23 protein-coding genes are annotated in these 26,089 nt (G+C 57.7%); 15 read left to right on the top strand and 8 right to left on the bottom strand.

Annotated features, from left to right (window positions below; translation table 11 throughout):
* Nucleotides 1–2: 2 nt before the first annotated feature.
* Both FEZ62_RS07495 and FEZ62_RS07490 read right to left on the bottom strand, forming a co-directional pair.
* Nucleotides 3–413, bottom strand: a complete 411-nt coding sequence (locus tag FEZ62_RS07495; protein WP_069900888.1) for a DUF1330 domain-containing protein — start codon at nucleotides 411–413, stop codon at nucleotides 3–5.
* 113 nt (nucleotides 414–526) lie between these two features.
* Nucleotides 527–931 carry a response regulator gene (locus FEZ62_RS07490; RefSeq protein ID WP_172927308.1) on the bottom strand — a complete coding sequence of 135 codons (405 nt, stop codon included), beginning with the start codon at nucleotides 929–931 and terminating at the stop codon, nucleotides 527–529.
* Between the two features lie 250 nt (nucleotides 932–1,181).
* Here FEZ62_RS07490 and FEZ62_RS07485 point away from each other — a divergent pair, with 250 nt between their 5' ends.
* The 6 genes from FEZ62_RS07485 to FEZ62_RS07460 all read left to right on the top strand — a co-directional run bounded on the left by FEZ62_RS07485 (nucleotide 1,182) and on the right by FEZ62_RS07460 (nucleotide 8,048).
* Nucleotides 1,182–4,676 (top strand): response regulator, encoded by a 3,495-nt coding sequence (locus tag FEZ62_RS07485; protein WP_172927307.1) that lies wholly within the window; start codon nucleotides 1,182–1,184, stop codon nucleotides 4,674–4,676.
* Nucleotides 4,676–5,497 (top strand): protein-glutamate O-methyltransferase CheR, encoded by an 822-nt coding sequence (locus FEZ62_RS07480; RefSeq protein WP_090512617.1) that lies wholly within the window; start codon nucleotides 4,676–4,678, stop codon nucleotides 5,495–5,497. Before FEZ62_RS07485 ends, FEZ62_RS07480 begins: the two co-directional genes overlap by 1 nt.
* On the top strand, nucleotides 5,494–6,111 hold the full coding sequence (locus tag FEZ62_RS07475; protein ID WP_172927306.1) for a chemotaxis protein CheB: 618 nt from the start codon (nucleotides 5,494–5,496) through the stop codon (nucleotides 6,109–6,111). The genes FEZ62_RS07480 and FEZ62_RS07475 overlap by 4 nt, the downstream gene beginning before the upstream one ends.
* Nucleotides 6,105–7,325: a hybrid sensor histidine kinase/response regulator gene (locus tag FEZ62_RS07470; protein WP_172927305.1), complete on the top strand. Its 1,221-nt coding sequence runs from the start codon at nucleotides 6,105–6,107 to the stop codon at nucleotides 7,323–7,325. Before FEZ62_RS07475 ends, FEZ62_RS07470 begins: the two co-directional genes overlap by 7 nt.
* A gap of 172 nt (nucleotides 7,326–7,497) precedes the next feature.
* Nucleotides 7,498–7,785 (top strand): hypothetical protein, encoded by a 288-nt coding sequence (locus FEZ62_RS07465; protein WP_172927304.1) that lies wholly within the window; start codon nucleotides 7,498–7,500, stop codon nucleotides 7,783–7,785.
* A 77-nt stretch (nucleotides 7,786–7,862) separates the two neighbouring features.
* Nucleotides 7,863–8,048 carry a PA3371 family protein gene (locus FEZ62_RS07460; protein ID WP_090512625.1) on the top strand — a complete coding sequence of 62 codons (186 nt, stop codon included), beginning with the start codon at nucleotides 7,863–7,865 and terminating at the stop codon, nucleotides 8,046–8,048.
* Between the two features lie 29 nt (nucleotides 8,049–8,077).
* Here FEZ62_RS07460 and FEZ62_RS07455 read toward each other — a convergent pair whose 3' ends face one another.
* On the bottom strand, nucleotides 8,078–9,865 hold the full coding sequence (locus FEZ62_RS07455) for a KinB sensor domain-containing domain (protein ID WP_172927303.1): 1,788 nt from the start codon (nucleotides 9,863–9,865) through the stop codon (nucleotides 8,078–8,080).
* Nucleotides 9,862–11,208 carry a sigma-54-dependent response regulator transcription factor AlgB gene (algB, locus tag FEZ62_RS07450; protein WP_069900869.1) on the bottom strand — a complete coding sequence of 449 codons (1,347 nt, stop codon included), beginning with the start codon at nucleotides 11,206–11,208 and terminating at the stop codon, nucleotides 9,862–9,864. Before algB ends, FEZ62_RS07455 begins: the two co-directional genes overlap by 4 nt.
* Nucleotides 11,209–11,438: 230 nt before the next feature.
* Here algB and FEZ62_RS07445 point away from each other — a divergent pair, with 230 nt between their 5' ends.
* The 6 genes from FEZ62_RS07445 to FEZ62_RS07420 all read left to right on the top strand — a co-directional run bounded on the left by FEZ62_RS07445 (nucleotide 11,439) and on the right by FEZ62_RS07420 (nucleotide 15,475).
* A complete protein-coding gene (locus FEZ62_RS07445) occupies nucleotides 11,439–12,275 on the top strand; it encodes a BON domain-containing protein (RefSeq protein WP_069900867.1) in 837 nt (278 codons plus the stop codon).
* A gap of 109 nt (nucleotides 12,276–12,384) precedes the next feature.
* Nucleotides 12,385–12,819 (top strand): PA2169 family four-helix-bundle protein, encoded by a 435-nt coding sequence (locus tag FEZ62_RS07440; protein WP_069900865.1) that lies wholly within the window; start codon nucleotides 12,385–12,387, stop codon nucleotides 12,817–12,819.
* 235 nt (nucleotides 12,820–13,054) lie between these two features.
* Complete coding sequence (locus FEZ62_RS07435; protein ID WP_172927302.1) at nucleotides 13,055–13,309, top strand: hypothetical protein; 255 nt, start codon at nucleotides 13,055–13,057, stop codon at nucleotides 13,307–13,309.
* Nucleotides 13,310–13,400: 91 nt separating this feature from the next.
* A complete protein-coding gene (locus FEZ62_RS07430) occupies nucleotides 13,401–13,565 on the top strand; it encodes a DUF1328 domain-containing protein (RefSeq protein ID WP_069900861.1) in 165 nt (54 codons plus the stop codon).
* Nucleotides 13,566–13,614: 49 nt separating this feature from the next.
* Nucleotides 13,615–14,076: an inhibitor of vertebrate lysozyme family protein gene (locus FEZ62_RS07425; protein ID WP_172927301.1), complete on the top strand. Its 462-nt coding sequence runs from the start codon at nucleotides 13,615–13,617 to the stop codon at nucleotides 14,074–14,076.
* Between the two features lie 169 nt (nucleotides 14,077–14,245).
* The gene (locus tag FEZ62_RS07420) at nucleotides 14,246–15,475 is read left to right on the top strand and encodes a spore maturation protein (RefSeq protein WP_090512638.1); all 1,230 of its coding nucleotides are present in this window, start codon (nucleotides 14,246–14,248) and stop codon (nucleotides 15,473–15,475) included.
* A gap of 108 nt (nucleotides 15,476–15,583) precedes the next feature.
* Here the strand turns inward: FEZ62_RS07420 and FEZ62_RS07415 are convergent, their stop codons facing one another.
* A complete protein-coding gene (locus tag FEZ62_RS07415; RefSeq protein ID WP_172927300.1) occupies nucleotides 15,584–16,597 on the bottom strand; it encodes a DUF5924 family protein in 1,014 nt (337 codons plus the stop codon).
* A gap of 116 nt (nucleotides 16,598–16,713) precedes the next feature.
* Nucleotides 16,714–18,099 (bottom strand): insulinase family protein, encoded by a 1,386-nt coding sequence (locus FEZ62_RS07410; RefSeq protein ID WP_172927299.1) that lies wholly within the window; start codon nucleotides 18,097–18,099, stop codon nucleotides 16,714–16,716.
* 181 nt (nucleotides 18,100–18,280) lie between these two features.
* Here FEZ62_RS07410 and FEZ62_RS07405 point away from each other — a divergent pair, with 181 nt between their 5' ends.
* Nucleotides 18,281–19,234: an SDR family oxidoreductase gene (locus tag FEZ62_RS07405; RefSeq protein ID WP_172927298.1), complete on the top strand. Its 954-nt coding sequence runs from the start codon at nucleotides 18,281–18,283 to the stop codon at nucleotides 19,232–19,234.
* A gap of 19 nt (nucleotides 19,235–19,253) precedes the next feature.
* Here the strand turns inward: FEZ62_RS07405 and FEZ62_RS07400 are convergent, their stop codons facing one another.
* Nucleotides 19,254–20,282, bottom strand: a complete 1,029-nt coding sequence (locus tag FEZ62_RS07400; RefSeq protein ID WP_172927297.1) for an AraC family transcriptional regulator — start codon at nucleotides 20,280–20,282, stop codon at nucleotides 19,254–19,256.
* Between the two features lie 199 nt (nucleotides 20,283–20,481).
* Between FEZ62_RS07400 and FEZ62_RS07395 the strand changes: the two genes are divergently transcribed.
* Nucleotides 20,482–21,453 carry a TAXI family TRAP transporter solute-binding subunit gene (locus tag FEZ62_RS07395; protein WP_069900849.1) on the top strand — a complete coding sequence of 324 codons (972 nt, stop codon included), beginning with the start codon at nucleotides 20,482–20,484 and terminating at the stop codon, nucleotides 21,451–21,453.
* 159 nt (nucleotides 21,454–21,612) lie between these two features.
* Entirely contained in the window at nucleotides 21,613–24,198 is a 2,586-nt protein-coding gene (locus FEZ62_RS07390) for a TRAP transporter permease (RefSeq protein WP_172927296.1), read from the top strand.
* 108 nt (nucleotides 24,199–24,306) lie between these two features.
* Here FEZ62_RS07390 and FEZ62_RS07385 read toward each other — a convergent pair whose 3' ends face one another.
* Nucleotides 24,307–25,953, bottom strand: a complete 1,647-nt coding sequence (locus tag FEZ62_RS07385; RefSeq protein WP_172927295.1) for a Na/Pi cotransporter family protein — start codon at nucleotides 25,951–25,953, stop codon at nucleotides 24,307–24,309.
* Between the last annotated feature and the right edge of the window lie 136 nt (nucleotides 25,954–26,089).

Raw genomic sequence — 26,089 nt, 5'->3', positions numbered from 1 at the left:
TTTCAGTTTGCCGCTGGCGTTGTGCCGATCAGTCTGGAATCGGCCAGCGCCGCCGTGCGGTGTCCGGTTTCTGCCTGATATTCAGGGTCGCTGATCATGCTCAGAAATGCCTGCTTGGACGGATAACGCACCAGCAACACTTGATCCCATTGCTCATCCGCCGGGGCAATCAGCGCCACATGCGCATTGGCCAGCACTTCGACCGACCCACCCACACCTTGCACCTTTTTCAGCGCAACGCGGCTATAGCGTGCGTAGGCCTGTTGGCCGCTGCAGGGGCTGTGCGGACTATCTGCCGGGTAGGCCGCCTGCGAATTGAAGCGCAGCAGATTGAGCATCAGGATCGGCGTGTTGGCGGGCATCCGTTCGGCAAATTCGGCAAGCTGTTCGCGGCTGGGATTGAGGCTCGGCATGGCAGATTTCCATTGAGTGATCATCTGCCCGAGAGTGCCTGACTCTCAGTGGAGGTCAAGGCTCATTGATTTGCCTGATAATTCGACTGGGGTACGACGCAGCGGCGTTTGTCTCAGATGGCGAGCAAGCTTTGCAGCGTGTTGCGCAGCTGGTCGAGCTGGAATGGTTTGGTGATGGTCGCGATCAGACCATTACCGCCGCCGTTTTGCAGGCTTTGGTGTGGCTGTGCGTCGTAACCACTGGCGAGCAGTATCGGAATGTCCGGGCGTAATGCCTGCGCCTGTTCGGCCAGTTCCAGACCGCTGATGTCCGGCAGGCCGATGTCGGTCATGAGCAGGCTGAGGGCTTGCTCGCTGCGCAGGATTGTCAGAGCAGAGTCGGCATCTTCTGCGCCGAAAACGTTGTAGCCAAAGGCTTCAAGTACTTCCAGGGTGAGCGTTCTGACCACGGCATCGTCCTCAACCAGCAAGATGGTTTGAGCACTTGTCCTTTGTGTGTTGTCAGACGGGTTATGCATGGGCAGGCCTTCAAAAAAATAGCTGTTAATGGTGACAGAGTTGAGCACTTGCGTCTCGCAATCTGCCCATTACAGCCACCAAATGCGGCTCAATAAGGTTATAGATTGTTCTGCGGCTGGCGTGTGACATGAGTATCGTTGACTCGACGAAACAGATGTTTATTTTGCATTTTCTCATCTGTCGCAGCGCTTAAGTATGATTATTTGAACTTTTTCCTGCAAAATCCAAACTTTTAGCTCGGGGCAGACCATGACCATCGCAGCCACCAAGAGTGAGCAAAGCTTTCGCCAGCTTGTTCGCCGCAACATCACTTTGCCGCTTGCTATCGGGCTGGTCAGTGCCGTTTTTTTCATTGGCCTGATCTTCTATCTGATGAGTGTGCAGAAGTGGGTGGAGCGAACTGATGAGATCATCAGCAGCGCCAATCACTCGATCAAGCTGACGGTTGATCTGGAAACCTCGCTGCGCGGTTTTCTGATTACCGGTGATGACAGTTTTCTGGAACCGTATGAAGAGGCCAAGCCCCTGATCAAGGTCGAGCTGACCGAACTTGCCAAACTGGTTGAAGAAAACCCGGATCAGAGTGCTCGCTTGCGCCGGATTCAGGCGCTGCACGAGGAATGGGACGACTACGCCAAAATGATGATCGCGTTGCGTCGTGACAACGTCGATTTTCAGAGTGCGGTGCGCGCCGGACGCGGCAAGCGGATCACCGATAATGCGCGGGAAGAGTACGACAACTTTATTCAGATCGAGCAGCAGCAGCGCCAGGCGCGTAATCAGAAAACCAACGATTCGGTGACCCTGTATGTCGCCCTTTATGTGCTCGGTAGCCTGACGCTGAGTTGTCTGCTGGCCTATTTTGGCCGCCGCGACTTGATGACACTGGCGGCCGAGTACCGTGAAATTTTCGACAGTCAGCAGCAGAGCACAGAGCTTATCGAGCAAAAGGCCTGGCTGCGTAGTGGTCAGAGCCTGTTGGCCGAACAGGTGCTTGGACAACCCAGTCTGCCGGCGCTCGGGCGCAGTGTACTGAACTGCCTGGCGGGCTATTTGCAGGTTTCCGTGGGCGCGTTTTATGTGCGTTCGGAGCAGGGCGATATCAGCCGGGTGGCCAGCTACGGTTTCTCGAAGGAGATGGAAGAGGCCGAGCAGAATTTTGGCAGCACGGAATCGTTGGTCGGGCAGGCGGCGAGCGAGCGCAAACTGCTGCAACTCGACAACTTGCCCAACAGTTACCTGAAAGTAAACTCCGGTCTGGGCAGCACCAACCCGGTGAGCATTGTGCTATTGCCTATCAGTAATGGCTACTCGGTAAACGGCGTAGTCGAATTGGCATTTTTGCAGCCGATTACTGCGCAAGTCAGCGAGTTTCTCGAGCTGATCAGCGATGCGCTGGGAACTTCGATTGATGCAGTGCGCAATCGTCAGCGCTTGCAGGAGATGCTCTCTGAAACCCAGCAGCTCAACGAAGAGTTGCAGGTGCAGCAAGAAGAATTGCGCACCGCCAATGAAGAGCTTGAAGAACAGTCGCGGGTGCTCAAGGAGTCGCAGGCCTACCTCGAAACCCAGCAGGCCGAGCTTGAGCAAACCAACGAGCAGTTAGCGGATCAGGCGCAGGTATTGGCTGACCAGCGTGATGCGCTGGATGAACGCAATGCCTCGTTGAGCCGCGTGCAGGTATTGCTGGAGGAGCGCGCGCAGGAGTTGCAACGCGCCAGCCTGTACAAGTCTGAATTTCTCGCCAACATGTCGCATGAGTTGCGCACGCCGCTCAACAGCTCGCTGATTCTGGCCAAGCTGCTGGCGGATAACCCGCAGGGCAATCTGAGTGCCGAGCAGATCAAGTTTGCCGAGTCGATTTACGCCGCCGGTAATGACCTGCTGACACTGATCAATGACATTCTCGACATCTCCAAAGTAGAGGCAGGCAAGCTTGAAGTCCGCCCGCACGAATTCAGAGTCGAGCGCCTGGTCGAAGGGCTGCGCAACGTCTTCGAACCGCTGGCCAACGACAAGCAACTGAACTTCTCCATCGAACTGCTTGCCGGTGTGCCGGACGCCCTGTTCAGTGACCAGCAGCGGGTCGAGCAGATCCTCAAGAATCTGCTGTCGAACGCGATCAAATTTACCGAGAAAGGCCAGGTTACACTCACCGTTGGCCGACAGCCGGGCGCAGGCGTTGCCTTTGCCGTGCAGGATTCGGGTATTGGCATCAGCGATGAACAACACGAGACGGTGTTCGAGGCTTTCCGTCAGGCGGATGGGGCGATTAACCGTCGCTACGGCGGCACCGGCCTGGGGCTGTCGATTTCACGTGATCTGGCGGCATTGCTCGGCGGCTCTATCAGCTTGCAGAGCACGCCGGGCGAGGGCAGTACCTTCACTCTGGTATTGCCGGAAACCTTCGAAGAGTCGCCGTCTGCAGAGCCCGCCAGTGAGCCGTTTCGCGCAATCGAGTCGCCCAAGTTGCAGACAGTCGTCGCGCATGAGCCTGTCCCGGCGCTGTCGGCAGCGTTGCCAACCTTTGCCGACGACCGCGAGCGCTTGCCAGCAGCCGGTCGCTGCGTGCTGGTGATCGAGGATGAACCGAAATTTGCGCAAATCCTCTTTGATCTGGCCCATGAGCTGGAATACAGCTGCCTGGTTGCGCATGGCGCCGATGAAGGCGTCGAGCTGGCCGGGCGGTTGCTGCCACAAGGCATTCTGCTCGACATGCGCCTGCCGGATGCTTCCGGCCTGACTGTCTTGCAGCGCCTGAAGAACAATCCGCTGACCCGGCACATTCCGGTGCACGTGATCTCGGTTGAAGACCGCATGGAAGCCGCGTTGCAGTTGGGGGCCATCGGTTATGCGGTGAAGCCGACCACGCGCGAACATCTGAAAGCGGTATTTGCCAAGCTCGAAGCCAAGCTCTCGCAGCAAGTTAAACGCGTCCTGCTGGTTGAAGACGACGCCTTGCAGCGTGACAGCATTGCCCGCCTGATTGGTGATGACGACATCGAAATCACCGCCGTCGAGTTCGGTGAAGAGGCGCTGGAGTTGCTGCGCACGACCATCTTCGATTGCATGATCATCGACCTCAAACTGCCGGATATGCAGGGCAATCAGTTGCTCAAGCGCATGGCCGGTGAAGATATTTGCGCGTTCCCGCCGGTGATCGTCTATACCGGTCGTAACCTCACGCGTGATGAAGAAGCCGACCTGATGAAGTACTCCAAGTCGATCATCATCAAGGGCGCGCGTTCACCGGAGCGCCTGCTCGACGAGGTCACGCTGTTCCTGCACAAAGTTGAGTCGCAGCTGTCTACTGAACGCCAGACCATGCTTAAGTCTGCCCGCAGTCGCGACAAGGTATTTGAAGGCCGGCGCATTCTGCTGGTCGATGACGATGTACGAAACATTTTCGCCCTTACCAGCGCGCTGGAACAGAAGGGCGCGGTGGTCGAGGTTGGGTGTAATGGCCGTGAGGCGATCGAAAAGCTGAATCAGATCGACGATATTGACCTAGTGTTGATGGACATCATGATGCCTGAAATGGATGGCTACGAAGCCACTCAGATCATTCGCAAAGACCCGCGCTGGCGCAAGCTGCCGATCATTGCGGTGACCGCCAAGGCAATGAAGGACGACCAGGACCGCTGCCTCAAGGCCGGCGCCAATGATTATCTGGCCAAGCCAATTGATCTCGACCGGCTGTTTTCATTGATACGGGTATGGATGCCCAAACTGGAACGGATCTGATGGCACCCGAGAGAACTCGCGATATTGAGTTGCGCCTGCTGATCGAGGCGATCTACCTCAAATACAACTATGACTTTCGCGACTACTCCGGGGCTTCGCTCAAGCGCCGTGTGCGCCATGCACTGGTGCAGCTCGAATGCCAGAGCATCTCCGCCCTGCAAGAGAAAATCCTCTACGATGCGGGCGCGTTCATGCAGTTGCTGCAATACCTGACCATTCCGGTGAGCGAGATGTTTCGCGACCCCGATTACTTTCTGGCGTTGCGCCAACAGGTCATGCCGGTGCTGCACACCTATCCATCGCTGAAGATCTGGATTGCCGGTTGCAGCACCGGCGAAGAAGTTTATTCGATGGCCATCCTGCTCAAGGAAGAAGGCCTGCTGGAACGTTCGATCATCTATGCCACGGATATCAATCCGGTGTCACTGGAGCGCGCCGAACGCGGGATTTTTGCTCAGGACAACATGCGCGCCTACACCGAGAACTATCAGGCAGCGGGTGGCCGTCAGGCATTGTCCGACTATTACACCGCAGCCTACGACGGGGTTATTTTCGACAAAAGCCTGCGCGCCAACGTGACCTTTGCCGACCACAGCCTGGCCACGGATACGGTGTTCGCTGAAACCCATCTGGTGTCGTGCCGCAACGTGCTTATCTATTTCAACAAGCCGTTGCAGGATCGTGCATTCGGCCTGTTTCACGAGTCGCTTTGCCACCGAGGTTTTCTCGGTCTGGGCGGTAAGGAAAGCATCGACTTTTCCAGCTACGCACGCAGTTTTGAGACGCTCTGCCGACCCGAGCGGATTTTCCGCAAGTTATGAGCCAGCAGGCATGGCGGGCCGCACTGGCGGCGCATCCGGCAGCAATCGAAGCGCTGGTGGTGGGCGCCTCAGCGGGCGGCGTAAATGCTTTGCTGGCGATTTTTGCCGGCCTGCAGCCGGGCTTTGGCGTGCCGGTCGTGGTGGTTTTGCACCTGCCGGACAATCACCGCAGCAGCCTGGCCGAGGTGCTTGGACGGCGGCTCGGGCTGCCGGCCAAAGAGGCGGACAGCGGCGAGCAGTTGCAGCCCGGCATGATCTATTTTGCAGCGCCTGGCTATCACCTGTCGGTGGAGGCGGATCGCAGTTTGTCGTTCAGCCGGGAAGAGCCGGTGTATTACTCGCGGCCTGCGATTGATTTTCTATTTGAATCAGCAGCGGATGTTTATGGCCCCGCGCTGGCGGGTTTTCTCCTGACCGGAGCGAATCAGGATGGCGCTGCCGGGCTGGCCGCCATCAAGCAACAAGGCGGTTTTACCGTCGTGCAAGACCCGAACGAGGCACATGTACCGACCATGCCTATGGCCGCACTGGCTTTGCAGCAACCGGATGTTATCGCCGGGCTGGTCGAAATCCGAGCATTGCTCGCCGAACTGGAAGCTACTCGAACATGCTGAGCAAGATCGAAACAAAATTGTTGATCGTCGATGACACCCCCGAAAATCTGGTTGCACTGGATGCGCTGATTCGCGGTAAGGATCGCATCATCTATCACGCCAGCAGCGGTGAAGAGGCGCTCGGGCTATTGCTTCAGCATGAGTTCGCGCTGGCGATTCTCGATGTGCAGATGCCGGGCATGAACGGCTTTGAATTGGCCGAACTGATGCGCGGCACCGAGAAAACCAAGAATATTCCGATTGTCTTCGTCAGTGCCGCCGGCCGCGAGCTGAACTACGCCTTCAAGGGCTACGAAACCGGCGCCGTGGACTTTCTGCAGAAGCCGCTGGATGTGCAAGCGGTGATGAGCAAGGTTGCGGTATTTGTCGATCTCTATCGCCAGCGTCAGGCCATAAAAATCCAGGTGCAGGCACTTGAGCAGAGCCGCCGGGAACAGGAAGCGCTACTGAGCGAACTGCGCTGCGCGCAGGAAGAACTCAAGTTGGCGGTGCGCATGCGCGATGACTTCATGTCGATTGTCTCGCACGAGCTGCGCACCCCGCTTAACGGTCTGATACTGGAAACCCAGTTGCGCAAACTGCACCTGCAAAACGGCAATCTGCAGGCCTTTACCCCAGAGCGACTGGAAATCATGACAACGCGCGATGAGCGCCAGATCAACAGCCTCATCCGTCTTATCGAAGATATTCTCGATGTTTCGCGGATTCGCACCGGCAAACTGTCGATTCGCCCCGCCGAGGTGGATCTCGGTGTGCTGGTCGAGCACGTGCTCGAAAGTTACAGCGCCCAACTCGCAGAGGCGGGTTGCACGCTGGAGCGCGATATCAGCGAAGGCGTTGTGGGTTACTGGGACGCTTTCCGGATCGAACAGGTGGTGATTAACCTACTGACCAACGCCATGCGTTATGGCGCCAAGCAGCCGGTGGCGGTGCGAGTGTTTGCCGATAATGATCAGGCGCATGTGCAGGTGCGTGATAACGGTGTGGGCATTTCTGCTGAGGATCAGGCGCGGATTTTCGAGCAGTTTGAGCGGGTCAATGCCAACCATTCGGCGCAAGGGTTGGGGCTTGGCTTGTTCATCACCGAACAAATCGTCACCGCGCATAACGGCACGATCAAGCTGCACAGTGAATTGGGCGCGGGTTCAACCTTTGAGGTGATCTTGCCGCTCAAGCAGGCTGAGAGCCCTGAGGCGGTAGCGGCAGCGCAATAAGTCGGTCGTGCATTTTGCAATGCATGCAAAATGCTATCGTGCAGGATGCAACTACCTGCACGATTTTAATTTTATAAGTCTCTGATTTATAAGGATTTATTTTTACAGATTGATTGGCACGCTGCCTGCAAAACACCCTGCATTATCAAAATCTAAGAAGGGTGTCGCGCCGATGAATACTGTACTGAACTTGCTAAGTGCTGCAGCAGTTGTGGTCACCGGAACGGTTGCATCCACAGCGCCGACCATCGAAAGCACCGCGCCACAAAGCGCTCAGGTGATTATTCATACCCAGCCTGCTTTGCCGACTCAGTTGCCGGCTAATTCGGCGGCGCGCACAGCGTCGTTCATACCTTCGGTCAGTGATTCTTCAGCTAATTCTTCTGCTGACAGTCTGGTCGACAGCCAGCCGCTGCAGTTTGAACTGGATCGCGAGGCTAATCAGCGTTGGGTTTTCTGATCGTTCAAGGGCTTTAGGTTCAGCGCGGATTTTGCCGTGCGCCAACCGATTTATCTGCGTGCACACTGGAGGGGAATATGTCGAAAGCAGGGCTGGGATTATTGATACTGAGCGTTGTGCTCGGGGCTGTACTGGCAACGGACGCGATCACCGGCGTGTCCAGTTCAGCGGTCATCAAGGGCCTGTTTGGCCTGACATTGGGCGCATCAATTGTTGCGCTGGCATTGGGCCGGCGGATCAAGTTTGACCCGGTGCTGCGTTAAGGCAGCACCCGTCCAAACCTCTCTGAGCGTTAGCTCAAGCTGCGCATCGGCAAGTTGATGCAGAACAGCGCGCCTTCACCCGGGCGTGATTCAAGGGTGATGTGGCCACCGTGCAACTGAATGATCTCCTGGCACAGCGCCAAGCCCAACCCAACCCCGCCTTTACGTTTGCCGACTTGTACGAACGGTTCAAATATCCGTGACTGTTGGCTGAACACCACCCCGTCGCCGTTATCCTTGACGCAGATGATGATCTCGTTGTTCTGGTGCTGCGCATTCAGCAGAATATCGCCGCCTGCCGGCGTGTGGCGCAAAGCGTTGACCAGCAGGTTGTCGAGCACGCGTTCAATCTGAGCGCGGTCGATGGGCAACAACGGCAGGTCATCATCCGGTTCACAGCGCAGGGTAATGCCTTTCTCGGCGGCCTCATTGGCGAAGCGTTGGCCGGTCTGATTGAGCAGGTCCGCAAGGTCGCATGGCGCCAGATCAAGCTTCTGCAAGCCGCTTTGATAACGCGAGAAATTCAGCAGATCGGTGATCAGATCAACCAGGCGCTGCATTTGCTCGTCAACCGTCTGCGTCAGGTCTGCCTCGCGTGAATCCGGGGCAAACTTGAGCCGTTCCTGAAGTAAGGCAAAGGCCATGTGCATGCCGGTGACTGGCGTGCGCAACTCATGCGAGGCGCGCAGTACGAACTCGCTGCGTACTCGCTCGAAAGCCCGCTGTTTGGTCACATCGCGCAGCACCATCACCGCACCTTGAATATTCCCGCCACCTTGGCTTACGGGCGTCAGACTGTAGCTCAGCAGGCGATGTTCGCCGTGGGCGTCTATCTCAAGGTCGGCAATCGCCGACTCCAGGGTTTTGCCCTGCAAAACGCGGCTGATCTGTTCATCGAGGCCTTCTTTGTCTAACGCCTGATCAAGGCGTTCACCAATGTGCTCAAGGCCCCAACCAAGCTGACGCCCGGCAACCGGATTGAAGTGTTGCAGCAAGCCGTTGCGGTCGAACATCAGCAGGCCGTCATCAATGCTGTCGAGTACCGCTTGCAAGCGTTGCTGTTCGGCCATCAAGGCTTCGATATTGCTGTTCTTGAACTGTTGCAGCGATTGCGCCATGAGGCCAAAGCGCCGGCTCAGCGCCGAGAGTTCAGCCACTGGCGAGGTGGGCAGGGATATCTGCAAGTCACCCTTACCAATCTGGTCGGCGGCACTGGCCAGTGCCTCGATTGGGCGGGCGACGCGTTTGGCGATGTTGTGCGCGGTAAGAAAGCCGATCAGCAGCAGCGCCAGACCGATCAGACCCAGCAGGGTGCTGACGATGGTCGCGCGTTCGCGGGAGTTTTGCTGGGCATTCTGCACGGCTTCGACGTAGCGCATTTGCACGGCATTGATGCGATCGCGCAGCGCTTGCAAGGCACGCGTGAACGCATCGTTATGCAGTAAATCGCGGCGTACTTGCACCGGTGAGTCGAGCAGTTTGCCGAACAGCTCATAGGAGCGGGCGATTTCGCTGATGGCCTGACGATCAGCCTCTTCGGTGCTGCTTTCAAGCGCTTGAGTCAACCAGTTGCGAAAACGTACATCTGATTCCTTCAACGCCAGTGGGTCGAAGCTATCCTCCAGCAGCAGGATCACCTGCGTGCCCATTTCCTGACGAAAGCCGATGGTCGCATCAATGATCTCGAGGTTGCGACTCATGGCCTGGTTTTGTACGCGGGTGATCTGCCACACGCTGACCATGCCCAGTATCAGGCCGATCAGCGCCACGGTTAGCAGCGCGCTGCCGCTGACGAACAGCCGGGTTCTTAACTTCATAGGTCGTACTGTTTGCGTTTGCGATACAGGGTCGAAGCGTCGATACCCAGTGCCTTGGCAGCTTGATCGAGGGTTTCGCTGCTGGCCATGACGGCGGCGATATGGCTTTTTTCCAGCTCTTCAAGGCTCAGTGCGCCGCCCACGCGTGGCGCCTGATTGCTGGTGGATTCGGTCAGGCCCAGATGAATCACCTGAACCATTTCTTCCTGGCAGATGATGCTCGCCCGTTCGATCACGTTGCGCAGTTCGCGGATATTGCCCGGCCATGGGTAATTCGCCAGTACGCTCAATGCCTCATCGCTGAATCCGCGCGCGGGGCGGGCGTAGTCCTTGACGAAGCGGGCCAGAAAGCGCTCGGCTAGCGTCAGCACGTCTTCAGTGCGTTCGCGCAGCGCTGGCAGTTTCAGGGTGATTACATTGAGGCGATAGAGCAGATCTTCTCGGAAACGCCCCTGACGAACCATCTCGTCAAGATTGAGGTTGGTGGCCGCGACGATGCGCACGTCGGCCTGACGGGTCACCGGATCACCGACGCGCTCGTATTCCTTGTCCTGAATAAAGCGCAGCAGTTTCGGTTGCAGGCTGAGCGGGAAATCGCCGATTTCGTCGAGAAACAGCGTACCGCCGTCGGCTTGACTGACCCGACCGAGGGTGCTTTCGCTGGCGCCGGTAAACGCGCCTTTGGTGTGACCGAACAATTCGCTTTCCATCAGCTCAGCGGTCAGTGACGGGCAGTTGATGGTGACTGAATTCTTCTTCGCGCGGCGGCTCCAGTGGTGAATGGCGCGGGCCAGTTCGCCTTTACCGGTGCCGGACTCGCCAAGAATCAGGATGTTGGCGTCGGTTACTGCCACCTGGCGGGCGGTTTCCAGCACCGCCATCATCGACGGGCTGCTGGAGTCGAGGTCGTTCTTGCGCTGGCGCACCTGACCTTCCAGAGTTTCCAGGCGCGCTTCCAGTTGCCGTGCTTCTAGCTGTTTGGTGGCGGCCAGACGCAGTTGTTCAGGGCTGCAGGGTTTCACCAGATAATCGGCCGCGCCAGCCTGCATGGCGTCCACGGCGGTATCGATGGCTGAGTGTGCGGTCACTATCACCACGCGCATCCAGGGCGCTTGTACGCGCATCTCGGCGAGCACGTCGAGGCCGTTGTCATCGCCGAGGCGCAGGTCAAGAAAGCACACATCAAATACCTGGCGTTGCATCAGGCTTTCGGCCTGCGCTGCGCTGTTGGCGGTCGCTACGTTGTAACCCTCGTCCTCGAGGCAGTAGCGGAAGGTACGCAGGATCGCCGACTCGTCATCGACCAGCAAAATACGTCCGCTTTTAGGTTCTACCGCATCCATTTCAGGCTCCAATTGATGTGTGCAGAGATTAGTCCACAAGAAATCGTGCAAGTTGCACGGCGAGTATGACCTTATCTTGCAGGCTGCATGCTGGCACCCTGTCTTTTTATGTCGTAAGTGCATGATTTTATTGATAAAAATATTTATCAAAAAGCTGGCACAACGCTTGCGATATCTACTGCATATCCCGCTAAACGCGGATTGTTTATGCACAGAGACAGGAGGACAACATGCATAAGTTGAAAACTCTGGTATTGGCCACAGCGTCGGTTGGCATGTTTGCTCTGACCCCTTTGGCGGCCAACGCAGCAGAAGGTGACATGAGCCAGCAGTTGAGTGAAGCGCGCCAGGAAGGCTCGATCTGGACTGCAATTGCGCTCAACCGTCATCTCAACCCTTTCAGCATCGACAGTGAAGTCGACAACGGTACCGCCGTCCTCACCGGTACAGTCGAGAGCAGTGTCGAGCGTGACCTTGCCGAGCAGGTAGCGTTGAGTATCGAAGGTATCAACAAGGTTGATAACCAGCTCAAGGTCGACAGCAAGGTTGAGCGCAAGACTAACGATTCGAAGTCTCTGGCCAATCGTCTGGATGATGCCAGCATCACCGCCACGGTGAAGTCCAAGTTGCTCTGGAACAGCAACACCGAAGGCCTCGACATCAGCGTTAAAACCGAAGAGGGCGCCGTGACGCTCACCGGTAATGCACGTACCCCGGCGGCCAAGGAGTTGGCCGGTAGCCTGGCTTCCAACACCGAGGGTGTGCGTGAAGTGTTCAACCACCTGAGTATCAGCAAGGCCGACAGCACTGCTGCCGAGGCGCAAGCCGCCGCCGATGATGCCAGTGCCGCGATCAGCGATGCCTGGATCACCAGCAAGGTGAAATCGAGTTTCGTCTACACCCGCAACCTGGATGCGTTCGCCATCAGCGTTGAAACGCACGACGGTGTAGTCAAGTTGAGCGGCACGGTATTGAGCAGTGCAGCGAAGAATCTGGCGGTCGAAACCGCCCGCGATATCCGCGGTGTCCGGGGCGTCGATGGTGATGCCCTGCGCGTAGAGAGTTAAGGATCTTATGTGCCAGGGAAGGCAAAAAGTGACTGATTGTTTAGAACCCGAGTGTCACCCAGCTTCAGGCGTTGCCAGTTGGCTGCGTCCAATCTGAAGGAGAAACATCATGAGCAATAAAACAGAGCAACTGAACGAACTGATCGAAATTACCCGTGACGGTAAGCGTTTTTACGACCACGCGATCACTGAAGTGAAAGATGTCCGTTTGCAGACCATGTTCCGTGATCTCTCAACCGTGAAAACTCAAATCATCGAAGCGCTGGCCGTGAAGGTCGCCGCCAACCAGGACTCGCCAGCATCCGGCGGCACCATGGTCGGCAAAATGCGCGAAGTCTATGCCGATGCGCGGGCAACTTTGTCCAGCGACGAGGAAGCGACTTACGTCGCCCAACTCGAAGAAGCCGAAGACCGCATCCTGCACGCATTTGAAGATGCGCTGGAAAGTGCTGATCCGGATGTGAAGGCCCTGCTGGGTGTGGAAATGCCGAAGGTGCGCGCTTGCCATGACCGCATGCGCAACCTCAAGCAGTCCATGCAGTAAGCCTGTATGCGGGGCAAGGATGCCCCGCTTTCACGGCGGACTCTCAGGGAGTCGTGCAAAACGCCTGATGAAAACGCCAGACCGTGCAGGATGCAAGCTTCAATCGCTTTATTTTATTTCTAAGTAGCTGTTTTTATTGAGTTTTTATTTTTAGCAAAACTGGCACAACCACTGCAATTACCAGGTTAACGAACATAAACGAGCAACCCTGAAGGTTGCTTGCAGGAGCAAACAGATGAGCCGTCAGATTCCCAGCCCCAGTTCATGCATCAAGTATCTGCTTAGCAGTGCAGCTCTGCTGCTGGTGATGATTGGCGAAGGCAGCCTGATTAATACGGCGCAACCTGTGCACAAGGCTACGGCCAATGCTGCTGCGTTAGCGGTACAAGCCGCGAAGCCACAGGCGCAGGGTTTGTTTGCCCAGCGCGGCGCGGTGACGAACATGTTCACCGAACAATCGCCACGTCGGGCGCCGGGCCAGAACATCTGAAGTTAATCGTGGTTGCGCCTTTTCGGGCAGGCACACAAACGAATTCAACCTGATACACCGCAGGACTTACTAAAAACCAAGGAGATACGCCATGTTGAGCTGGGCAATTACTTTTCTGATTATCGCCATTGTCGCTGCAGTACTGGGCTTCGGTGGTATCGCAGGCACCGCAACCGGTATCGCCAAGATCCTGTTCCTCGTGTTCTTGGTGCTGTTTGTCGTGTCGCTCATCATGGGCCGTCGCCCACGAGGTTGACCCTGATGGGTCACATTGAGCAACCATTCACATTAACTAAGGAGCCCCTATGAACGTTCTCAAGACGCTCACTGCCGCCCTGATGATTAGCGGCAGTGGAGCGGCCTTGGCCGCTGACACAGTGACTGATGTTCGCCTTAACGATGTACTCAAGAGCGATCCCCAGTATCAGGAAGCCTGGAATGATGTGCTCGAAGAGCAGGAACGGATGCCTGAATGGTTGATCAACCTCGACGGTGTTGCGCCGCCGATGGAGGCCATGCTGGAGGATGATGACAAGTACCTGGTTGGCGAATTGTGTCAGGCCAGTAACTGTTTCAATCAACGCATTTATGTGGCTTTCAGCTGGGACAAGGAAGAAGCCTACGCGCTTTGGGTGCAAGTGCCGGATGCACTGCCTAAAGGCAAGGCACCCAGCAATTACGCGACCGAGAAATGGCTGGGCGAGCCCGACGAGGGCATGCAGAAGCTGTTGCACGAGCAACTCAAGAAAGACCCTAACTGGTACTAAGTTGCACCTTGTCGCTCCCCGCGACGATCAGGTCATGGCGCCGTTCCAGGCGCCAGTGGCCAGGAGCTGAACCCTTTTCAGCCCGCACACTTCCCTCACGACTCGATAAGCTGCCCCCGCGCAAGCCCTGGCGCGTTATCATCTGCGCCATTGATTGGGGGGATGGAACATGCTCAACGGCTTGTGGCTGAGCTTTTTTATGGTAGCGGCGGTGGCAGGTTTGTCGCGCTGGTTGATTGGAGATGATCCGGCGGTATTCGCGGCCATGGTTGAAAGCCTGTTTGCGATGGCCAAGTTGTCGGTCGATGTGATGATCCTGCTGTTCGGCACGCTCACCCTCTGGCTGGGCCTGCTGCGCATTGCTGAAAAGGCCGGTCTGGTCGAAGCGTTGGCCCGCTTGCTCGGCCCGCTGTTTGCGCGGCTGATGCCGGAAGTGCCGCGGGGGCATCCGGCACTGGGCCTGATTACCATGAACTTCGCGGCCAATGGTCTCGGGCTCGACAACGCCGCCACGCCGATCGGCCTCAAGGCCATGCGCGCGCTGCAAGAACTCAACCCGAGCAGCACCACCGCGAGCAATGCGCAAATCCTGTTTCTGGTGCTCAATGCCTCGTCCCTGACACTGCTGCCCGTGACCATCTTCATGTACCGCGCGCAACAAGGTGCGGAAGACCCGACGCTGGTATTTTTGCCGATTCTGCTGGCCACCAGTGCATCGAGTCTGGTCGGCCTGTTATCGGTCGCCTTCATGCAGCGTCTGCGTCTCTGGGACCCGGTGGTGCTGGCGTACCTGCTGCCCGGCGCGGCGCTGCTCGGGTTGTTCATGGCGGTGTTGGGCACGATGTCGGCCACGGCGCTGGGGGCTTTGTCTTCGCTGACGGGCAATCTGACCCTGTTCGGCATCATCGTGCTGTTTCTGCTGCTCGGTGCGCTGAAAAAGGTGCCGATCTATGAAGAGTTTATCGAAGGCGCCAAAGAGGGCTTTGACGTGGCCAAGAGCCTGCTGCCGTATCTGGTGGCGATGCTCTGTGCGATTGGTGTGCTGCGCGCCTCGGGTGCTTTGGACTTCGGCCTCGACGGCATTCGCTGGCTGCTCGATATGCTGGGCTGGGACACGCGTTTTGTTGAGGCGTTGCCCACCGCGATGGTCAAGCCTTTCTCCGGCAGTGCCGCGCGCGCCATGTTGATCGAGACCATGCAAAGTCAGGGTGTGGACAGCTTCCCGGCGTTGGTTGCAGCGACGGTGCAGGGCAGTACTGAAACCACTTTTTACGTGCTCGCGGTGTATTTTGGCGCGGTGGGCATTCAGCGTGTCCGCCACGCTGTGGGTTGCGCCCTGCTGGCCGAGTTTGCCGGCGTGGTCGCGGCCATTAGTGTGTGCTACTGGTTCTTCGGTTAAGCCGAATTTCCAGGATTAAGGCGCGACTGAGCGGCTCAAAGATGCACGTAAATTGAGCCATTCAGTCGTCAGTTTTTCGATGTTCGTGCTTGCACCAAGGCCTGGCAGTTAAGGGGTCACCTTGAAGCGCAGCACCCCGATCATCTGGCCGCCTTCGGTGAGTACCTGAATCTGCCAGCGACCGGTCGAGTCTTTGGGGTAGTTGCGCTTATGGCTCCAGGCCCGATAACCCTGTTTGCGCCCGCCTTTTATGTCCAGCGCGATGCGGTCAACCTCTTTACCGTTGAGGCGCCACACGTGATAAATCCGCTCGTTCAGGCCGCGCGGGGCGTTTATTGCGGTGTAGGCATACAAACCCTGAGCGCCAAGCTCGGCTACCGACAGCTGTTTGATGCGCTTGCCGGGCTCGCGCTCCTTGCTGTTAAGTTCTGTGCTGACCGCGACTTCTGTCATCCATAAAGTGGCGGGCGGTACCCATATCCGTGCCATCCAGCCGGCACCCGCCAATACCAGCGTCGCAGCGATGAGTAACAAGCTGCGCCACCAGCGTTGCACAGTGATAATCCCCAGCAGGCTGGGAAAAGACAGCAGTGCAGCAATCGCCAGCGCCAACTGGTAACTCTGTGTGGTGGTGAGTTTGAAGATGATCGGCAATGCCGTCAGCGCCAGGGCGAACAGGGTCAGCGAGTGGTACATCAGGTACACCCAGCGCCGCGCCGCCAGATGCTTGTAGTAGAGCGGGTCGATGATTGATACCAGCGCTGCGGCGATAAGCATGCCGCTGAACAGCGCCTGACCGCTGTTCCAAGTAGTGGTGATGATAAAGAACGGCAGCACGAAGAACAGACTTTCCTGGTGGATCATCTGGGTCGCGTAACGCAGCACTGGTTTGGGCAACTCGAAACCAAAGCGCTTCGAGATTTGCTCGCGCAACAGGTTCTCAAGGGCCAGCCATAGCCAGCTGAGAAGCATCACCACAGCCAGCACATGCGCTAGCTCGGCCTGGCGTTTGACCAGCAAGAAGCTCGCTAAGCCGGAGCAAAAGCCAAACGTGGCGATCAACCACGGATGACGCTGGGCGAATGCGATGAACGGGGTGATGCGGTCTTTCAGGGTGGTCATTTAGGGTCACGCAGAAAAGTTTGGAGGCTGCGCCACTTGGCCTGTCCTGCGCAGGCCTTAAGTTTAGCGGGAAAACGCCGGAGCATCGGGCTATTCACGTGACCGTGTAAGCATTCTCAGCGGCGGCGCCAGATGGCCAGCCCAAGCAGAATCAGGATAAGCAGCAGGAGTGCGGTAGACAGCCAGTACACGCCGTAGGTGTTGAGCAGAGGCTTGCTGATGCGCACGTACCCTGGCTGATCCAGCAGCTTGGACAGCGCCTTGTTGGCGTCCTCAACGGTAACCGACTGCAAGCTTTTGCGGCTGTCTGCAAAGTGGCTGCCATCATAGTCGGCGAGCGCGCCCCAGTAGTAATCGGCCATGTCGCTGGCGCCTTGTACCGCCCACGATTGCTCTGCAATTGCGGCGTTCTGCAAGCGCTTGAATACCTCGGCATCGACGCCGTTCTTGCGCAGATCGGCGAGCAATTCACGCATGACCTTCTCGGCCTTCGGCAAGTCTTTGCTCTGCACCTTGGCGTTCAGGCTGAAAAAACTCGAACTGCTGAACACTTCTCGCTCGGTGAACGGGGCATAGGTCAGGCTGTGTTTGATGCGCAGCTGCTGGTAGAGCTGCCAGTCGATGTAGTCACGCAGCAGCTCCCATGTTTCAAAGTCATGGTGGTCGAGCCACGGCTCAGAAAACATCCAGGCTATGCTGCCATCTTCGCCGTAAAGACGGCTGATCAGCTGGCGCCGCTGCTGAGCGTTGCTGTTGGGCTCGGGTTGTTGGCGTGGGGCGGGGAGTTCAGCAGCGGGTAGCGAGCCGTATTGACGATCAATGTAGGCCGGCAGGCGTGAGTCGAGATCGCCGACTACGATCAAGGTCATGTTATTGGCCACGTACCAGTCGGCCCGCAAACCATTTACCTGCTCCAGTGTGAGATCAGCGGCTGTGGCAGGCTGGGCGCAGGCCAGACCCAGTTCCTGGGCGATTTGCTGATGGGCTTCGCGGCCAATGTTGTGTTCCAGCAGCACGTGTTGCAGCGGCGAGTCGTTGACCCCGCTTTCGTGTTCGACTGCCAGCTTGGCTGCGGCCAGTTTGCGTGAGTCTGGCTCGCTTTGGGTCAGGTTCGCCAGCATCAGATCAAGCACTGCGCGCTGATTGCGTGCGGGCGCCTCGACAGTGACCGTGGTGTCGGTGTCGCGGGTATAGGCATTCCAGACGCCGCCAAGGGCCTGCATGCGCGCCTCTACACCCGCCTCGCCAGAGTCGTCGGTGCCGCTGAAAAGCAGGTGTTCGAACAGGTGCGGCAGTTCCTTCTCGGCGCAGTTGTACTGGTCAAAGCCGACGCCAACCACCAGTCGAATGGCCACATGGCCAGTGCCCGGTACTGCTTTAAGCAGCACCTGTAAGCCATTTTCCAGCTGATAGCCTTCCACTCGGTACAGGCTTTCTGCCTTGGGCGTGGTGCTCAGGCAACTAAGGGCCACCAACACGAGTGGCAGAAGCAATTGGCGCATGAAGGTCTTCCTGACAATCCTCAACGAAGCATACCTGTTGGTGCGGGTTGTCGCGATTGATCATGTGTATTGTCCGCGCATATCACAGCGCAAAGCCGATTGTGTTGCTAGGTTACTGTGGGTCAGTCTTTTTTTGTTACATCAGCTGTAATACCTCGCTAATGCGGGCTCGGAGAGTGTTATGCGTGTTTTGATTACTGGGGCTGCCGGTTTTATCGGGCGCCAGGTGCTTGAACAATTGGCTGTGCAGTATCCGCAGTGGAGCCTGATCGCCGCCGATATTCAGCCGATCACTACGCACGGCTTGCGGGCCAATGTTGAGCCTATTCAGCTCGACATCAGCAAGTCCCGGGAAGTGAAGGTGTGCATCGCCAGCTGGAAACCGCAGGTGATAATTCATATGGCGTCAGTTGTCACACCACCGCGTGACATGACTGAGAAGCGCCTGCACGCCATCGACGTTGGCGGCACCCGCTCGGTGATTGCGGCCGCAGTCGCCGAAGGCGTCGAGCAATTGGTGTTCACCAGCTCTGGCGCGGCCTACGGTTATCATCCGGACAACGCCGAGTGGATTAGCGAAGACCAGCCGCTGCGGGGTCACGACACCTTTGCCTATGCCAAGCACAAGCGCGAGGTTGAGCAATTGCTGGCCAACGCGCGCATGGAGCATCCTCAGCTCAAGCAGCTTGTACTACGACCCGGTACGGTTCTCGGCAAGCAGGTCAACAATCAGATTACCGAGCTGTTCAAAAAACGTTCAGTGCTCGGTGTTTGGGGTTACGACAGTCGTTTTGTGTTCATCTGGGACAAGGATGTGGTCAACGTCATCTGTCAGGGTGTGGCGCGTCAGGTTGAGGGGATTTACAACTTGGCCGGGGACGGCGCGTTGTCGCTGAAGGAAATCGCCGGCTTGTTGCACAAACCTTATCGGCCGATCCCCTCGAGCCTGATCAAGCTTGGCCTGCGCATCATGCAGCCGTTGGGTTTAAGCCAATACGGGCCGGAACAGTTGGACTTTCTGCGTTACCGGCCGGTGTTGAGTAACCAGCGTCTCAAGCAGGAATTCGGCTACACGCCCCGCTATACCAGCTTGCAAGCGTTTGAGGAATTCCTTCGTGCGCAGGGCAACAGCTAATCGCTAAACGGCGCGGGAATCAGGCTTCGGCTTTGTGCTGACTGCGATATTCGCCGGGCGTGAGCCCTGTCCATTGACGAAATGCGCGAAAAAACACGCTGGGTTCCGAGTAGCCCAGCAGCAGCGCGATTTCAGCCGCAGGCAGATTGCCACTGCTGAGGTGACGCTCGGCCAGTTGCCGACGTGTGTCATTGAGCAGCGACTGGTAGCTGCAACCCTCATCGGCGAGGCGGCGCTGCAAGGTTCGCTCGCTGATGTTCAGCGCCCGCGCCAATTCACTGCGGTCGGGTTCACCATGCGCCAGCTGCTCGCCCAGAATAGCCACCACACGCACGCTCAAGCTTTCACTGGGCAGGCGCGCGAGCAGTGCTTCGGCGTGCTGGCGGAGCACTTGTTGTAACGGTCGATTGGCTTGAATCAGCGGTGCGCCGAGAAGCTCCCGCGGGATAAGAATGGCGTATTCGCTGGTGGCAAACTCGAGCGGGCAGGCAAATATGCGCTCATACGGGCTGATGTCGTCAGGCTGCTGATGCACGAACCGGGCTTTGCTCAGGCGGAAATTTTCCAGCAACGGATCAACCATCTGTACCCAACTCGCCATCAGTGACAGCACGCGGATGCGGGTGACTGGCAATTGCGGATGCAGCGGCCGGTAGAACAGTTCGATGGCGTCTTTGCGCTCGCGCAGCAGGACTTCGCCGCCTTCGCCGACCAGGCGCTGATAACGCAAAGCAGCTTGCAGGGCCTCGCCTAACGTTGTGCTGCTTTGCAGCAGGTAGCCCAGTACGCTGAACGGTCCAGGTGCCAGATTGCTGCCAATTTCAAGGCCAGGCTCTGGCAGCGGCAGGCGGGCGAGGGTTTGCCACAGTTGCAGCTGGCTCGAAAACGGCACGCGTGCATCGGGGTCCAGCAGCTGTTCTTCGCTAAGATCACTGTGCTTGAGCAGGCTGGCGCGGTCGAGCCCAAGACGCGTCGCCGCGTGCAGGATGGCTTGAGTGAGGCTGGCACTAACCGTGGCTTGTGACGTGCTGGAAGTTGAATTTTGCATGGCCTGATTTTGCCCAAAGCTTAAGGCCGAGGATAGCCCGACGCACCAGTAAGTTATGCTCTAAACGTCTTGATGACGCATTTTCAAGTGTTTCAGGCCGCTGAATATCCGTGCAACTTGCGCCTGAGCGGTTACACTTTCCTGCCTCATCGGGCTCAAAAGGTACCGATGTTTCAAACAACCACAAAGGAGCACTCCCATGAAAGGCAAATCCTTGGCATGGGTTCTGTCCGCAGCTCTCTCAGGCATTACTCTGGGTGGCACGGCACAGGCCGCAGAAAACTTCATCACCATTGGCACTGGTGGCCAGACGGGTGTGTATTACGTAGCGGGTCAGTCGATCTGCCGTTTTGCCAATCGCACCAGCAACGAGACCAACATCAAATGTAACGCGCCTGCCAGCGGCGGCGGTGTTGCTAACGTAAATGGTCTGCGTACCGGTGAGTTCACCTTCGGCATCATGCAGTCCGACCACCAGTTCAAAGCGCTCAAGGGCTTGGCACCATTCGAAGCCGAAGGCGCAATGGATGACCTGCGTGCAGTGTTCTCCTTGCAGAGCGAAGTGTTCACCATTCTTGCTCGCCGCGACGCCAACATCACCAGCTTTGATGACCTCAAAGGCAAGCGCGTAAACGTCGGTAACCCGGGTTCCGGTCAGCGTGACACGCTGGAAGAAATCATGCGCGTCAAAGGCTGGGACAAGTCGGTATTCGCCCTGTCTGCAGAGTTGAAGCCAGCTGAGCAAGCCTCTGCTCTGGGCGACAATAACATCGACGCGATGACCTACTTTGTCGGCCATCCAAATGGCGCGATCCAGGAAGCTACCACCACTACCGACGCAGTATTGGTACCGGTAACTGGCGCTGACATCGACAAGCTGCTGGCTGACAAGACTTACTACACCAAGGCTGAAATCCCAGGTGGCATGTACAAGGGCAACGACGCAGCTACCCCGTCTATCGGTGGTAAAGCGGTGCTCTCGACAACCGCCAAGGCAGACCCGGAAGTGGTCTACCAACTGGTTAAATCCGTGTTTGAAAACCTTGATCGCTTCAAGCGCCTGCACCCGGCGTTTAAAGACCTCAAGGCTGAAGACATGATCAAGGTCGGCCTGACCGCTCCACTGCACGAAGGTGCGGTGCGTTACTACAAAGAACGCGGCTGGATGTAATTCTCCGTGCGGCCCAGCCAGCTAATGGTTGGCTGGGCCTTTTCTTTGGCTAAAACCCTCCAAGCGCAATGCGCTCGACTAGCCTTAACGGTTAAGCCTGCTCGTAAAACAAATTACGGGCGTTGTCGTCTTTGATTACTCGAAATCAGGTTCCAGCCGATGGTAGACAAACAACTTACCACTGAAGAATTGATTGCCCAGGATGTTGGCGCGCGCCTGCCCACTGGATTGATGGCGCAAGCGATTGCCGGACTGGCCCTGTTGTGGTCGTTGTTCCAGCTGTGGATTGCTTCTCCACTACCGTTTATTTTTCATTTCGGTGTGCTCAACAACACCGAAACCCGCGCTATTCACTTGGCGTTTGCCTTGTTGTTGGCGTTTCTGGCGTATCCCGCGTTCAAAAGCTCGCCGCGAGATCGTGTGCCGCTGATCGACATTGCCCTCGGGCTCGTCGCCGCAGCGAGTGCTGCTTACCTGTTTATTTTTTACCAAGACCTGGCGATGCGTCCCGGCAGCCTGACAACGGCTGATCTGGTGACCGCCTGTATTGGTATTCCGCTGTTGCTGGAAGCCACGCGCCGCGCGCTTGGCCCGCCGCTGGCGATTATTGCCCTGATATTTTTGATCTACAGCCTTGCCGGTCCCTACATGCCAGGTCTGCTGGCACACCGCGGGGTAAGCTTCACGGCGATGGCCAACCACCAGTGGATCACCACTGAAGGTGTGTTTGGTATCGCGTTGGGTGTATCGACCAGCTTCGTGTTCCTCTTCGTGCTGTTCGGTGCGCTGCTGGAACGTGCTGGTGCCGGGCATTACTTCATCCAGCTGGCGTTCAGCATGCTCGGTCACCTGCGCGGCGGCCCGGCAAAAGCGGCCGTTGTCGCCTCCGGTCTGACCGGCATGATTTCCGGTTCGTCGATTGCCAACGTGGTCACCACCGGTACGTTCACCATCCCGATGATGAAGCGCACCGGCTTCTCGGCTGAAAAAGCCGGCGCAGTGGAAGTGGCCTCTTCGGTGAATGGTCAAATCATGCCGCCGGTCATGGGCGCTGCGGCGTTTCTGATGGTCGAATACATCGGCATGTCCTATGTCGAAATCATCAAGCACGCCTTTTTGCCGGCGGCCATTTCGTATATCGCCCTGCTTTACATCGTTCACCTTGAGTCCCTCAAGCTGGGCCTGCAGCCGATTGCCGGGCACAAGCCCAAGCCCTGGCTGCGTCGTCTGACCGGCTTTGCCTTTGGCGCAGCGCTGATCAGCGGCTTGTCGCTGGCGGTGTATTACGGCCTTGGCTGGCTCAAGCCGGCGCTGGGTGAAAATGCTCTGCCGGTGATTGCCGTGCTGCTGGCGCTGATTTATCTGGCGCTGCTCAAGGTGGCGGCCAGCGTTGCACCGCTGCCGCCGGAAGACCCGGATGCTCCACTGGAAACATTGCCGCAAACCCGCGCAGTGCTGCTCAGCGGTCTGCACTTCCTGCTGCCGGTTGTGGTGTTGGTCTGGTGCCTGATGATCGAGCGGCTGTCGCCCGGCTTGTCGGCATTCTGGGGCAGCATGATGCTGGTGATCATTCTGCTCACCCAGCGCCCGCTGCTGAGCTGGATGCGCACCGATGGTTCGCATGATCACGGCACTTTCCTCGACGGTTGCATTGATCTGCGCGAAGGCATGATTGCCGGTGCGCGCAACATGATCGGCATCGGTATTGCCACGGCCGCTGCGGGCATCATTGTCGGTGCGGTGTCGCAAACGGGTGTCGGGCTGGTGCTGGCCGATCTGGTTGAACTGCTGTCGATGGGCAATCTGCTGCTGATGCTGGTGCTTACCGCGGTGTTCAGCCTGATTCTGGGCATGGGCCTGCCGACTACCGCCAACTACATCGTGGTGTCGAGCTTGCTGGCGCCGGTTGTGGTCACGCTGGGCCAGCAGAATGGCCTGATCGTGCCGCTGATTGCCGTGCACATGTTCGTGTTCTACTTCGGCATCATGGCTGACGTAACGCCACCTGTGGGTCTGGCTTCGTTCGCGGCGGCGGCGGTGTCCAAAGGTGACCCGATCAAGACCGGGATCACCGCGTTCTACTACAGCCTGCGCACGGCAGCATTGCCGTTCCTGTTCATCTTCAACACCGATCTGCTGCTGATCAATGTCGACTTCTGGCACGGGGTGCTGATCTTCATTGTCGCCACAGGGGCGATGCTGATCTTTGCCGCCGGCACTCAGGGCTACTTCCTGGTGAAGAGCCGCTGGTACGAAAGCGTGCTGCTGTTGCTGATTGCGTTCACGCTGTTCCGTCCGGGTTTCTGGATGGATATCGTCCACGATCCGTATCGCAACATTGCCCCGGCAGAGCTGGCGCAAACCCTCGGTGATGTTGAGCCCGGCAGCAAACTGCGCATGCGCATCAAGGGTGAAGATGCGGTGGGTGATGCCCGCGAATTCTCCATCCTGTTGCCGGTACCGGAAGGAGCCAGCGGTGACGAGCGCATGGAGAAACTCGGCCTGATGACCTATGTCGACGGTGACAAGGTGCTGGTTGATAGCGTGACCTTTGGCAGCCCGGCTGCCGAGGCCGGTATCGAGTTCGATCAGCAGATCATGCTGGTGCGTGCGCCCACTCAGGGCTGGCCGAAGGAGCTGATGTGGATACCGGGCATTCTGCTGTTCCTGCTGGTTATCTGGATGCAGCGCCGACGCAAGCCTGCGCAGTCGGGCAACGAGTTGCCTCGCGCAACCTCCGCTTGATGCAACGCATTGGGGCTACGCCCTGATGCATAGCTGCTAGCCAGAAAGGGCCTCATGTTTGAGGCCCTTTTTTATTGCCTGCAGAGTGCGCTGCCAGGGTTCTTTGAGCTACTCGCCGCCCATGATTTCGACGCGCAGGGCGCCGCTTTCATGTTCTTCCAGCACCGCATAGGCGCTGCTGCAAAACAGCGAGTTGAGGCGTTTCATGTCGCTGATCAGGGTCAGGTGCAGCGAGCTGGTTTCAATGCTTTGAACCACCTGTTTATGCAGACGCGCCACGTGCGAGTGCGCCAGACGCCGTTCCTGTGCGCGGAAGCGGCGTTTCTCGCGGAGCAATTGCTGGGCACTTTCGCGATCCCCCGAGACAAACACCGAAAGGCCCAGACGCAAGTTGCGGGTGAGTTGGGCGTGCAGGTCGCTAAGCTCCTGCAAGCCGCTTTCGGAAAAGTCGTGGCGCTGCGCGGTCTTCTGATTCTGAACCTTGCTGAGCATGCGCTCGATGATATTGGCCGCCTGCTGAAGATTAACCGCCAACTCGAAAATCTCCGCCCAGCGCTGGCTGTCTTTCGGCCCCAGCGCATCACGCGGAACCTGCGCCAGATACAGCTTCACCGCGCTATAGAGCGTATCGACATCATCTTCCAACCGGCGCAACTCCTTGCTCAGCCCCGCGCCGTTGCTGTGCAGCACCTCCAGCAGATGATTAAGCATGGTCTCGACCAAATCGCCGATGCGCAGGGTTTCGCGCACCGCATTGGCCAGTGCCAGGCTTGGTGTGGTCAGGGCGGTGCGGTCGAGGTGTCGCGGTCGGGCAATACCTTCCTGCTCCATTTTGTCGGGCATCAGCCAGTTGCACAGGTTCGCCATCCAGCGCACGGTTGGCAGCATGATCAGGCAACGCAGGGTGTTGTAAAGCAGGTGAAAACTGATCACCACTCCCTGCGGACTCAAATCGAGACTGTCGAGCCAGCTGGCTACATGGTTGAGTATCGGAATCACCAGTAACAACCCGATAACCTTGTACAGCAGGCTGCCCAGCGCGACTCGCCGGCCGGCCGGGGTTTGCAGGCTGGAGGTGAGGAATGCGAGCAAGCCGCTGCCGATATTGGCGCCAATCACCAGCCCAATGGCCACGGGCAGGCTGATCAGCCCGGCACCGGCCAGTGTTGCCGTCAGCAATACGGCGGCCAGGCTGGAATAGGTGATCAGAGCGAACAGCGCACCGAGCAGAGCGTCGAGCAAAATGTCGCCGGTCAGCGATGAGAACAGCACCTTGATGCCATGTGCCTGCGTGATGGGCGCGGCCGCATGAACAATCAAGTCCAGCGCCAGCAGAATCAGGCCCAAGCCGATGCCGACACGGCCAAGCTGGCCGGCGCGGGTCTGCCGGCGCGAGAGAAAGAAGATCACGCCGAGAAAAATTAATAACGGCGACAACCAGATCAGGTCGAAGGTCAGCACGCGAGCCATTACTGCGGTGCCCACATCGGCGCCGAGCATGATCGCCAGCGCCGGAGCGAGGCTCATCAAGCCCTGGCTGACAAACGAGGTGACCAGCAAGGCCGTCGCGTTGCTGCTCTGGACCATTGCGGTCACGCCAATACCGGCCACGAAAGCCACGGGTATGCGGCCCATGTTGTTACTGAGGACGTTGCGCAACTGCGAGCCGAATACGCGCAGAATGCCGGTTCTTACAATGTGCGTGCCCCACACCAGCAGGGCGATGGCGGAAAGCAAGTTGAGTAGGGTCAACATAAATACGTACCCCAAACCAAGCCGGTAAATTATGACTGGACCCGGCGTGTGTTGAATCGTCAAACGCGTGGTAACCACGCTGTTGTTTTATCGCGGCGCCGTCTCTCCGTATGGGCGCGGGCAGGGATTACTGGTT

The organism is Pseudomonas sp. MS19, assembly GCF_013277615.1.
GTDB lineage: Bacteria > Pseudomonadota > Gammaproteobacteria > Pseudomonadales > Pseudomonadaceae > Aquipseudomonas > Aquipseudomonas marincola.
The sequence above is the reverse complement of the archived record's forward strand: the minus strand, read 5'-3'. Positions and strand labels throughout refer to the sequence as shown.

Bases quoted from the DNA above. Each gene is read 5' to 3' on its own strand.
- FEZ62_RS07420 (WP_090512638.1), top strand. From the start codon at position 14,246: ATGCTCAACGGCTTGTGGCTGAGCTTTTTTATGGTAGCGGCGGTGGCA.
- FEZ62_RS07475 (WP_172927306.1), top strand. From the start codon at position 5,494: ATGAGCCAGCAGGCATGGCGGGCCGCACTGGCGGCGCATCCGGCAGCA.
- algB (WP_069900869.1), bottom strand. From the start codon at position 11,208: ATGGATGCGGTAGAACCTAAAAGCGGACGTATTTTGCTGGTCGATGAC.
- FEZ62_RS07485 (WP_172927307.1), top strand. From the start codon at position 1,182: ATGACCATCGCAGCCACCAAGAGTGAGCAAAGCTTTCGCCAGCTTGTT.
- FEZ62_RS07440 (WP_069900865.1), top strand. From the start codon at position 12,385: ATGAGCAATAAAACAGAGCAACTGAACGAACTGATCGAAATTACCCGT.
- FEZ62_RS07430 (WP_069900861.1), top strand. From the start codon at position 13,401: ATGTTGAGCTGGGCAATTACTTTTCTGATTATCGCCATTGTCGCTGCA.
- FEZ62_RS07480 (WP_090512617.1), top strand. From the start codon at position 4,676: ATGGCACCCGAGAGAACTCGCGATATTGAGTTGCGCCTGCTGATCGAG.
- FEZ62_RS07445 (WP_069900867.1), top strand. From the start codon at position 11,439: ATGCATAAGTTGAAAACTCTGGTATTGGCCACAGCGTCGGTTGGCATG.
- FEZ62_RS07425 (WP_172927301.1), top strand. From the start codon at position 13,615: ATGAACGTTCTCAAGACGCTCACTGCCGCCCTGATGATTAGCGGCAGT.
- FEZ62_RS07435 (WP_172927302.1), top strand. From the start codon at position 13,055: ATGAGCCGTCAGATTCCCAGCCCCAGTTCATGCATCAAGTATCTGCTT.
- FEZ62_RS07400 (WP_172927297.1), bottom strand. From the start codon at position 20,282: ATGCAAAATTCAACTTCCAGCACGTCACAAGCCACGGTTAGTGCCAGC.
- FEZ62_RS07460 (WP_090512625.1), top strand. From the start codon at position 7,863: ATGTCGAAAGCAGGGCTGGGATTATTGATACTGAGCGTTGTGCTCGGG.
- FEZ62_RS07465 (WP_172927304.1), top strand. From the start codon at position 7,498: ATGAATACTGTACTGAACTTGCTAAGTGCTGCAGCAGTTGTGGTCACC.
- FEZ62_RS07405 (WP_172927298.1), top strand. From the start codon at position 18,281: ATGCGTGTTTTGATTACTGGGGCTGCCGGTTTTATCGGGCGCCAGGTG.
- FEZ62_RS07490 (WP_172927308.1), bottom strand. From the start codon at position 931: ATGCATAACCCGTCTGACAACACACAAAGGACAAGTGCTCAAACCATC.
- FEZ62_RS07455 (WP_172927303.1), bottom strand. From the start codon at position 9,865: ATGAAGTTAAGAACCCGGCTGTTCGTCAGCGGCAGCGCGCTGCTAACC.
- FEZ62_RS07495 (WP_069900888.1), bottom strand. From the start codon at position 413: ATGCCGAGCCTCAATCCCAGCCGCGAACAGCTTGCCGAATTTGCCGAA.
- FEZ62_RS07415 (WP_172927300.1), bottom strand. From the start codon at position 16,597: ATGACCACCCTGAAAGACCGCATCACCCCGTTCATCGCATTCGCCCAG.
- FEZ62_RS07470 (WP_172927305.1), top strand. From the start codon at position 6,105: ATGCTGAGCAAGATCGAAACAAAATTGTTGATCGTCGATGACACCCCC.
- FEZ62_RS07390 (WP_172927296.1), top strand. From the start codon at position 21,613: ATGGTAGACAAACAACTTACCACTGAAGAATTGATTGCCCAGGATGTT.
- FEZ62_RS07385 (WP_172927295.1), bottom strand. From the start codon at position 25,953: ATGTTGACCCTACTCAACTTGCTTTCCGCCATCGCCCTGCTGGTGTGG.
- FEZ62_RS07395 (WP_069900849.1), top strand. From the start codon at position 20,482: ATGAAAGGCAAATCCTTGGCATGGGTTCTGTCCGCAGCTCTCTCAGGC.
- FEZ62_RS07410 (WP_172927299.1), bottom strand. From the start codon at position 18,099: ATGCGCCAATTGCTTCTGCCACTCGTGTTGGTGGCCCTTAGTTGCCTG.